This window comes from Pseudomonas sp. UBA6323 (assembly GCF_002439135.1).
GTDB lineage: Bacteria > Pseudomonadota > Gammaproteobacteria > Pseudomonadales > Pseudomonadaceae > Aquipseudomonas.
This window is the reverse complement of the sequence record NZ_DJSX01000023.1, coordinates 1-8,697: the sequence shown is the minus strand read 5'-3', so window position 1 is coordinate 8,697 and position 8,697 is coordinate 1. Positions and strand designations below refer to the sequence as shown.

Here is an 8,697-nt window from a genome sequence, read left to right as displayed (position 1 = left end):
GCGGCCGAACATAGGATCTACGGGATCGTGGCGACCTGAGCGTAGGGCGTCCGTAAGGTGCGCCGTGCGCAACGGAGCCCACGTCATCTCAAACCCCGGCCCCACGCTCCATCAAATGACTCATCGCCGCCTTCAGTTTCATCGGCCGTACCGGTTTGTGCAGCAGGCTGTGGCCCAGCTCGCGCATCTGCTGCTTGAGCTCGTTGCTGTAGTTGGCGGTGATCATCAGCGCCGGTAGCGGCGTGCTGCGTCGGGCGTTGATCTGCGCCACCGCGTCGACGCCATTGCGCTCGTCGTCGAGGTGGTAGTCGGCGATCAGCAGGTCGGCCTCGGCGTGGTAGTTGTCCACCTGGCGCGCCAGGTCTTCCTCGCTCAATGCCGTGACCACCCGGCAGCCCCAGCCTTCGAGCAGGGTGCGCATGCCGGCGCAGATCGCCGCGTCGTTATCCAGCACCCAGACCCGCGCGCCGCTGAGGCGTTCGAGCAACTGATCCGGGCTGTCCTGCACCCTGCGCACGCGCGGCGCGCGCCGGGTCAGCGGCACCTCGACGGCGAACATCGAGCCCCTGCCCTGTTGCGACGCCACCCGAATGCGGTGGCCGAGCATGCGTGCGATCTTCTCGACGATCGCCAGGCCAAGGCCCAGGCCACGATCCTGCTTGCGCTGCACGTTATCGCCGCGTTTGAACTCCTGGAATATCTCCACCAGCTTGTCCTGAGCGATGCCGATACCGGTGTCCCAGACTTCGATGGACAGGCTGTTGCCACGCCGCCGGCAGCCCAGCAGGATGCGCCCGCTGGCGGTGTAGCGAATGGCGTTGCTAAGGAAGTTGCGCAGAATCCGCGCCAGCAGCTGCACGTCGCTGCGTACCAGCGCCGAGCTGGGCAGGTAGTCCAGACGCAGGCCCTCGCTGCGGGCGATCTGGTGGTACTCGGCAGCCAGGTTTTCCAGCAGCTCGCTGACCGCGAACGGCGCGATATCCGGCTTGATCACCCCGGCATCGAGCTTGGAAATGTCCACCAGGGTGCCGAGCAGGCTTTCCACGTCTTCCAGCGAGTTGCTGACGTTGCGCACCAGCGGCGCGCAGCCACTCAGGTCGTTCTTCTCCAACAGCGCGCTGGTGAACAGCCGCGCGGCATTGAGCGGCTGCAGCAGGTCATGGCTGACCGCGGCGAGGAACTTGGTCTTGGACAGGTTGGCCTGCTCGGCCTCGCCCTTGGCCTCACGCAGGCGCGCCTCCATCTGCGTGCGCTCGTCGATCTCGCGGCGCAGCTGGTCGTTCACCGTGGTCAGCTCGGCGGTGCGCTCGCGCACGCGCTGCTCCAGATGTTGATAGGCCTGGTGCAATGCCTCGGCAGTGCGGCGACGCTCGGTGATATCGCGGATCAATACGAAGATGCCGACCACTTCGCCGCTGGCATGACGGTTGGGCACGTAGGAACGCAACATGTAGCGCTCCTGGCCGTTGTGGTTGGTTTCGGCGAACTCGAAGGTCACGCTCTCACCGGACAGCGCCAATTCGACGTAGGGCTCCAGGCGCTGGCAATGCTCTTCGCTGTGCACTTCGCGCAGGCTCTGGCCAAGCATGGCGCCGCGCGGCCAGCAGTACCATTCCTCGTAGACCTTGTTGGTGAATTCGTAGACCAGATCGGCCGACAGATAGGCGATCAGCGCCGGCACGTGGTCGGTGATCAGGCGGATCCAGCGCTCGCTGTCGCTCAGCGCCTGGGCCTGGCGATGACGCTCGGTGATATCGGTGAAGGTGTTGACGAAGCCGCCGGTAGGCAGCGGATGGGTGCGCACTTCCAGCATGCGCCCGTCGAACAGGCGCACCTCCACCTGGCGCAGCGGTTTGCCGGCGGCATCGCGGCTGTCCGGGGTCAGCGGCTCAAGTTCGCTTTCCGCCATCACTTCGGCGAACGGCCGATGGGCGTTGATCGGCGCCAGCCCGCAGAGTTCGAGGAAACGGTGATTCCATAACTCCAGCGCACCCTCGGCATTGACCATGGCCATGCCCTGCGACAGGTTGTCGACCGCGCGCTGCAGCAGGCGCGACTTCTGCGCCAGGGCCTGCTCGCGGCGCAGCGCCTCGCTCTGCTTCACCTCGGTGATGTCGGTATAGAGGATCACCAGCCCGCCCTCGCGGGTCGGCCGCTCGCTGACCTGCACCCAGCGCCCGTCCTGCAGGCGGAACAGGCTCGGCTCGCCCTCCTTGCCCAGTTGCGCCTCCACCACCAGGCCGGTGCTGCGGCTCAGGCGCTTGATCTCCTCCAGCCGCGTGCCCGTGCCGATGCGCGCCCGGCTGCGCGCCCACAAGGCCTTGAAGCGGCTGTTGAAGAGGACGATGCGCTGGCGATCGTCGAACAGCACGAAGGCGTCGGAGATGCTCTCGATGGCGTCGATCAGGTGCTGGTGGGCAGTCTCGGCGCGCAACCGCGCATCACTGAGCAACTGGTTGCTGGATTTCAGTTCGGCCATCGCCTGGTTCAGCGCGTCGGTGCGCTCGCGCACCTGCTCGGACAGCACCACCGAATGCTGGAAGGCCGCGTAGGCGTCATCGCCACGGGAATGGATCGACTCGACCCGCTCGATCAGCGCGGCGTTGATGCGCTTGAGCTTGGCGTTCTCCTGCTCCAGCGCCGCACAGCGTGCCTGCAGCTCAGCGTTCGCCACGCCCAATAGGTCGGCCAATGGCGACACCGGTGAAGGTCTGGTTGATGTGCATGCCATTGAACTGCTCTCCGTAGGTGTTGAAGCCGATCACCCGCTGCTGACGCAGCAGTGTGGCGACCGACTCGACGCCGCCATCGTTCTCGATCTCCAGGCGGCGCAGGAAGCAATCGCAACCGATGGTCAGCAGCAGCGGACCGAGGCGCTGCTCCAGCCCGGCGAACAGCTGCGCAAGGTTCGGCAGCAAAGGGCCCGGGCGCATGGCGGTTAGGACGATGCCGTTCTCCACCGCGCAGTAGAAGGTCAGGCTGAGGTCGTCATGCACCTGCTGGATCGAGCGCACGTAGTAGTGATCGCTGATCCGCACCGCCAGCGGATAAGCAGCGAACGCGCGCAGATCCAGGGCCTCGACCGGCACGCCGATCAGCTCGGCATATTCCTGCGCGGCCGGCGCGGCATTGAGTTCATATACCCGGCGCGTGGCACTGTCGGCACGGGTCACCACCAGCTTCTCGGCACTGGGCTGGATGTGATGGGTGCTGAACACTTCGAACTCCAGCCAGGTGTTGAACAGCACCACGACCGCCGCACCGCTGTGAAAACGGCCGCCGTGATAAACGTGGGTGTGAGTCAGGTGGTTGTCGTCGCCAGCCGAGCCACCGAAGTGCGGGATGCTGCCCAGCGCCGCGCTGAGCGCGCCAAGCACCAGTTCTTCGCGGCTGGAAAGTCCGTCGAGCAGGGTCAGGGCGAAGCTGTGGCCCTTGATCGAGGCCAGCTCGTTGCTGCGGCAATCCTTGACCAGGCCATCAACCAGATGCTGCGCATCGAGCAGGTTGAAGCGTTCCATCTCGTCGATCAGCACGCTGGCGATGGAGAAGCAGCGCAGATCGAAGCCCAGCGCCACCACGCAGCCACGACCGTAGCCCTGCGGGGTAATCTCGCCGGCGCTGGTACAGCCCACCAGACTGACGCCACCGAAGTGCGCCTCCAGCGCCTGGCCGAGGCCATCGAGATCGTACTCGGCCGAGCAGAAGAACAGCACGAAGCCGAGATAGGGATGGATCAGCTGACGTGCCAGTTCCTGGGCGGCCAATTCCACATCCTTCGTGCTGGAGACGGCGCTAAGCACGCCCTCCGACTGTTCCAAGGCCATATCACGCCCCAAATGCACCTGCTGATCATGGGGAAATTCTACGAAGGAGACCGCAGGCGCCCCATGCTACTTGAGTACTGGGTAGTCGATCCGTAGGGCGTACTCGCGAAGCAGTACGGCGGCGCACACCGCCATCTTGGTCAAGCCGTGCATGGGACGACGGCCGTTATCTCGATAGGTAGGGCGGGTGCAGCCCGCCAACGGCTAAACGGCGGGTTGCACCCGCCCTACAAGCGGCAGGCCTTCCGACAGGTGTCGATCAGCCGCATACGCAAAAGGCCGGGCAGAGGTCGCCCCCTGCCCGGCCCGTTTCAACACCGATTACCAGCTCAACACGGCACCCACGGCGAAGGTGTCGGTGTCCTCGTTCAGACCGCTGCCGGCGGCGGCGTCGATCTGGTACTGGTTGTACTCGGCGACCAGCTTGAGGTTGTCGTTGATGGTGCGGAAATAGGCGATGCCGCGGGTCTCGTAGTCCGCCGCCACGCCCAGGCCGTTGCCGTCGTCCTCGGTCTTGCCGTAGGACAGCGCCACTCGGTTCTTGCCCCAGGTGTAGGAGCCCTGCAGCAGGTAACCGTCGCTGTCGATATCGCGCAGGGTCGGCTCGCCCAGGTTGTTGGTGAAGAACGGGTTGATGCCCTTGGCCTGGAAACCCGAACCGGTCAGCGACAGGCCGCCGAACTTGGCCTGCACGCCATAACCCACGCCTTTGGAGGTGACCTTGTCGACGGTGTCGTCGGTGTTCTCGGAGGTCTGGTAGGCGCCGTTGACCCAGGTGTAGATGGTCGAACCGCCCAGATCGAACTGGTAGCTGACTTCCGATTCGAAGCGCGGGTTTTCCTGGTAGGCCTTGCCGGTCGGGCTGTCGTCATTGGTGTCGACCGGGTCCATGATGCCAACCGCAAAGCGCAGGCCTTCGGCCAGGTTGTTGTTGCGATAAGTAATCTGCGAGGTCGGGAACGGGTACGGGTAGCCGGTGCCGATATTGCCGAAGGACACGCCATTGCCGTCCACCAGGCCGAGGGTGTCGGACACGTTGCCGTACCCGGCCAGCAGCTCATCGAGGAAGATGTTGGAGCGCGAGAACAAACCGAAGTCCTTGCCCACCAGCACCTCACCCCATTCCGGGCTGGACACGGTGCCGTAGAACTGACGCACGTCGATGGCGGTGTCGGTGCCGTTGGTTTCGCTGTCGTTAATGGTGACCCAGAACGAGGAGCGACCGGTCAGTTTCAGATCATCGATCTGCTTGCCGAAGTTGAAGCCGATCCAGTTGGGCAGAAAGCCCATCTTCACCCGCGACTGACGGCGGTCGAACTGCTCGCCATCACGATCCACGTCGCTGTTGACGTAGAAGGCGTTGATGTAGCCGTCGGTGGAGAAAGTGGTGTCGTCCTTGTCGTACAGGACGATCTCGGCGGCGGCCTGCTGCGCGGTCGCCAGGGCGACGGCGGTGGCCAGGGTCAGGGGCAGAAATCGAGTGATGGCGATCTTGTTGTTGTGCATAACGCTCTCCGCTTGAGTGGCGACCGCCAGGGCAGTCGTGTCGGAGGCGATTATCGAAAGCGAGCCAGGCGGGCCATACGCTGCCTTGGCAGCGATTCGCTGCTGCTTTGGCCGGGCGCTACCGGCCCGCTCCCGCCGGCTCGCGACCGACCTGCTACCGGTAGCGGGAGAAAGGTCGTAGTACCTGGCCAGTCCTAGGGCGTAGATGCGCCATTACGCGTCGCGCAGAAGTTGGGAAGGAGGAATGCAGGAAGACGCCATGGCGGAACGCCAGGCTGTTCCGGGCAGGATTCATGGTGATGCGTGGGAAGCAGCGCTTGCCTAGACGGGCGCCGGAGCTCCGCTGGCCAATACTCGCCAATCGCGGGCAAGCAGCAACTGCTCATGCGCCCGCAGCAGATCGCTTGCGGACAGCACCGTCAGCGCCTGTGAAACCTGCCACGGATGCGCTTCGGGCAAGCCCGCCAGATACAGCTGCCACAGCTGCTCGGCGCGAGCTAGGTTAGACTTGGCCGGACTCAATGTCGCTTGCAACGCATCATGGGCGCCCGACAGCGTCGCGTCATCCAGCCTTTCGAGCACTGAGCGCTGCTCATCGAGAAAGGCGCGGATATGAGCGAAGATATCGGCCGCATCGCAGACCGGCGACTGCAAGGCGAACAGCAGACCTCTGCTGCCCTGCACCTGGCGAAAACCGGCGAACAAGGCATAGCCCAGTTGCAGCTCCCCCCGCAGCCGCTGGTAGAAGCGCCCCTGCAGCAACTGCCCGAGCAGGCGCCAGGCCGCCTCGGTAGGAGCGGCAGCGTCAGGCAGCGGGCAGAACAGCAGCAGAGCCGCATCCGCGCCGGGCTGCGAGACCTCGTGCCAGTCGATTCCTTTCCAGGCACCTGATGCTGGCGGCAAACCCACCAGGGGCTCGACCGCCGTGCACAACTCGGCGAGTTGCGCCTGCTGCCGCTCGCCCAGCCCGACGCTCAGTCCTTGCAGGTTCGATGTAGCGGGCAACTCGCACAGCTGCGGCAAACGCTGCAGCAGCATCCGCAACAGCATCCCCTGCGAGGTGAATTCGACAGACTCGTTTACGGCGGCCAACAGCAACGGCAGCAGTTGCGCGCTGAAAGTCGGCAACAATGCCGCAGCCCCCTGCAAGGCCAAGGTCCAGCCAGAGACATGCACGCTCAGTTGACTGGCGATGCCAAGCCGGTCTCCACGCCAGCGCAGATCAGCGCTACGCGCCAACAGGGCGGCTTCGATGACCGTCGTATCGCCGTACCCGGCAAACGCGCCGCGCCAGTAAAGCGCGGCCGGACCGCCTTCCGGCTGCCCAGGGTAATGCCTCAATCCTGCCAACGGCAGAACGGCCGATAGGGGGACGCAGCCGTCCAGCAACGGTTCGTCGCTGCTCAGTTGCCATTCGTCCTCAAAGGGTAGCGGCGCCCGGGTCGGCAAGACCTGTAGCGGCAGCGCCAATCCAGTCGCGGGCCACTCTGATTGCGCACGCTGGCTGCATTGCAGCTCTATCAAACCGTCCCCTTGCGCCAACTGGCGGAGCAGCGCGGCCAAGGTGCGCAAGGTGGTGTCGTTCTCCGGCTCGGGGGCTTGCAGATGCTGAGCCAATGCCAATGGGCTGTGCCCAAACATTTTCAGTGCTACCGCCTGCTGGTGACGCTGCAACCGAAGCGGCCAATCTGAATGGCCCTGCAGCTGCGCCGCCCAACTCTGCACCGCCGCACGCAAGGCCGGGCCCTGCTCCGTCGAGGCGCCGGGAAAATCGAAGCGCAGCAGACACTGGCCCTGATGCCGATACAACTCTCGCACCTGCAATTGCCGACATAGCTGCCGCTCACGCGAACCAGCCAGCAAGCCGCCAGGTGCGGGATCATGCAGGGCATCCAGCAATAACTCTAGCGGTGCCTGCAACTGGCACGCATCGATCTGAGCGGCAAAGCCCAAATGCACGGCGTGCCGATCGTGCTGCAGACCAAGACGTGACGCGCGCAACGGCAGTAGATCGGCCGCCGGTTCCGACTGGGCTTCGGGCTCTCCGGCCGACAGTTGCCCCAGCAACGCCTCGGCCATCTCCAGCAGTTGCTCGGCCGGTTGCGGCCCCACCAGGGTCAGACACATATGCCGGGCCTGGTAGTGGCGCTGTTGATACGCACGCAGTGCCTGCTGAAACGCCTCGGACTCCACAACCAGCGTGCTGCGATCCCCTGCCAGAAAGTCACTGCAGCGATGCCCGACCGCCAGCGCCTGGCCCAGGGCATGATCAATGCGGCAGTTGGCGTCCTGGCTGCGTGCCTGGTATTCGGCGTGCAGCACTTCTCGCTCGCGCAACTGCGCGTCGATATCCAGCAGCGGCTGGCACAGCATATCCAGCAGACGCGTCAGCGCCGGCTGCAACTGCTCGGCCGGCAGCTCGCAGACAAAATCGGTATGCCGCGCCTGGGTCGAGGCATTGACCAGCCCGCTATGGCGCTGGACGAACGCCATCAGCCCCTGATCCCGCGGGTAATTGCGGCTACCGAGAAACAGCAGGTGTTCGAGAAAGTGCGCCAGGCCCGGATAGGCCGGCGGCTCGTCATGACTGCCCGCCGCCACCCGCAGGCACACCCCTACCCGCTGCGCCCAGGGCTGTTGCTGCGCGCGCAGCAGTGCGCCATTGGCCAGGCGCCGAACAGAGGCAGGAGGTGGAACGTACAAGGTCATCAAGGGTTCTCTAGGCAGCTTAGCGTCCAGCTTCGACAACGCACCTGCCTCTGACAATGCTGCTTTTGGCCGGCTAAAGCACGCCTTTGATCGTAAAAACCGCGCATGCAGGGACACAAACGCCCCGACATCAGCCTTGCGGCCGGTGTCGGGGCGTCGCTTGGCCGAGGTCAGCTACGGCAATCCGCGATCAGCCCCTTGATCAGGCCGATCATCAGCAACAGCATCAGCGCCATGAACGGCAGGCCCATGGCCACGGTGCCGGCCTGAATGCCCTTGAGCGCAGTGTCACCGCCAATCACGAACAGTGTCACGGTCACCAGCGCGATCATCACCAGCCACAGCACGCGCTGCCCCGGCTGGGTATCGGGATCGCCACCGGCGGCAAGGTTATCGACGACCAGCGCGCCGGAGTCCACCGAGGTGACCATGAAGAACACCAGCAGAGCGACGACCAGCAGCGAGCCGATGCCGGCCAGCGGCAGCATTTCCAGGAACTGGAAGATGGCCACGTTGACATCGCTCAGGCCAGCCGCCAGATCCCCGCTGCCATCGATCACCTGGGCGATGGCGCCGCCACCGAATGCCGAGAACCAACGCAGCGTCACCACCGTCGGCACTAGCATCACCACACCGACCATCTGGCCCAAGGTGCGGC

Annotated in this window: 5 protein-coding genes; all 5 read right to left on the bottom strand. The window is 64.8% G+C overall.

Annotation, left to right across the window (positions count from 1 at the left end; translation table 11 throughout):
• Positions 1–88 precede the first annotated feature (88 nt).
• Positions 89–2,731 carry a hybrid sensor histidine kinase/response regulator NahK/ErcS' gene (gene nahK / locus B3P22_RS05665; protein WP_296270303.1) on the bottom strand — a complete coding sequence of 881 codons (2,643 nt, stop codon included), beginning with the start codon at positions 2,729–2,731 and terminating at the stop codon, positions 89–91.
• Entirely contained in the window at positions 2,661–3,824 is a 1,164-nt protein-coding gene (nosP, locus tag B3P22_RS05660; protein ID WP_296270302.1) for a nitric oxide-sensing protein NosP, read from the bottom strand. The genes nahK and nosP overlap by 71 nt, the downstream gene beginning before the upstream one ends.
• 321 nt (positions 3,825–4,145) lie before the next feature.
• Positions 4,146–5,330, bottom strand: coding sequence for a porin (locus B3P22_RS05655; protein WP_296270301.1), 1,185 nt, complete (start codon positions 5,328–5,330; stop codon positions 4,146–4,148).
• A gap of 321 nt (positions 5,331–5,651) precedes the next feature.
• Complete coding sequence (pqqF, locus tag B3P22_RS05650; RefSeq protein WP_296270300.1) at positions 5,652–8,039, bottom strand: pyrroloquinoline quinone biosynthesis protein PqqF; 2,388 nt, start codon at positions 8,037–8,039, stop codon at positions 5,652–5,654.
• A gap of 170 nt (positions 8,040–8,209) precedes the next feature.
• Positions 8,210–8,697: BCCT family transporter (locus B3P22_RS05645; RefSeq protein WP_296270298.1), on the bottom strand; the 488-nt coding region annotated here is incomplete at its 5' end.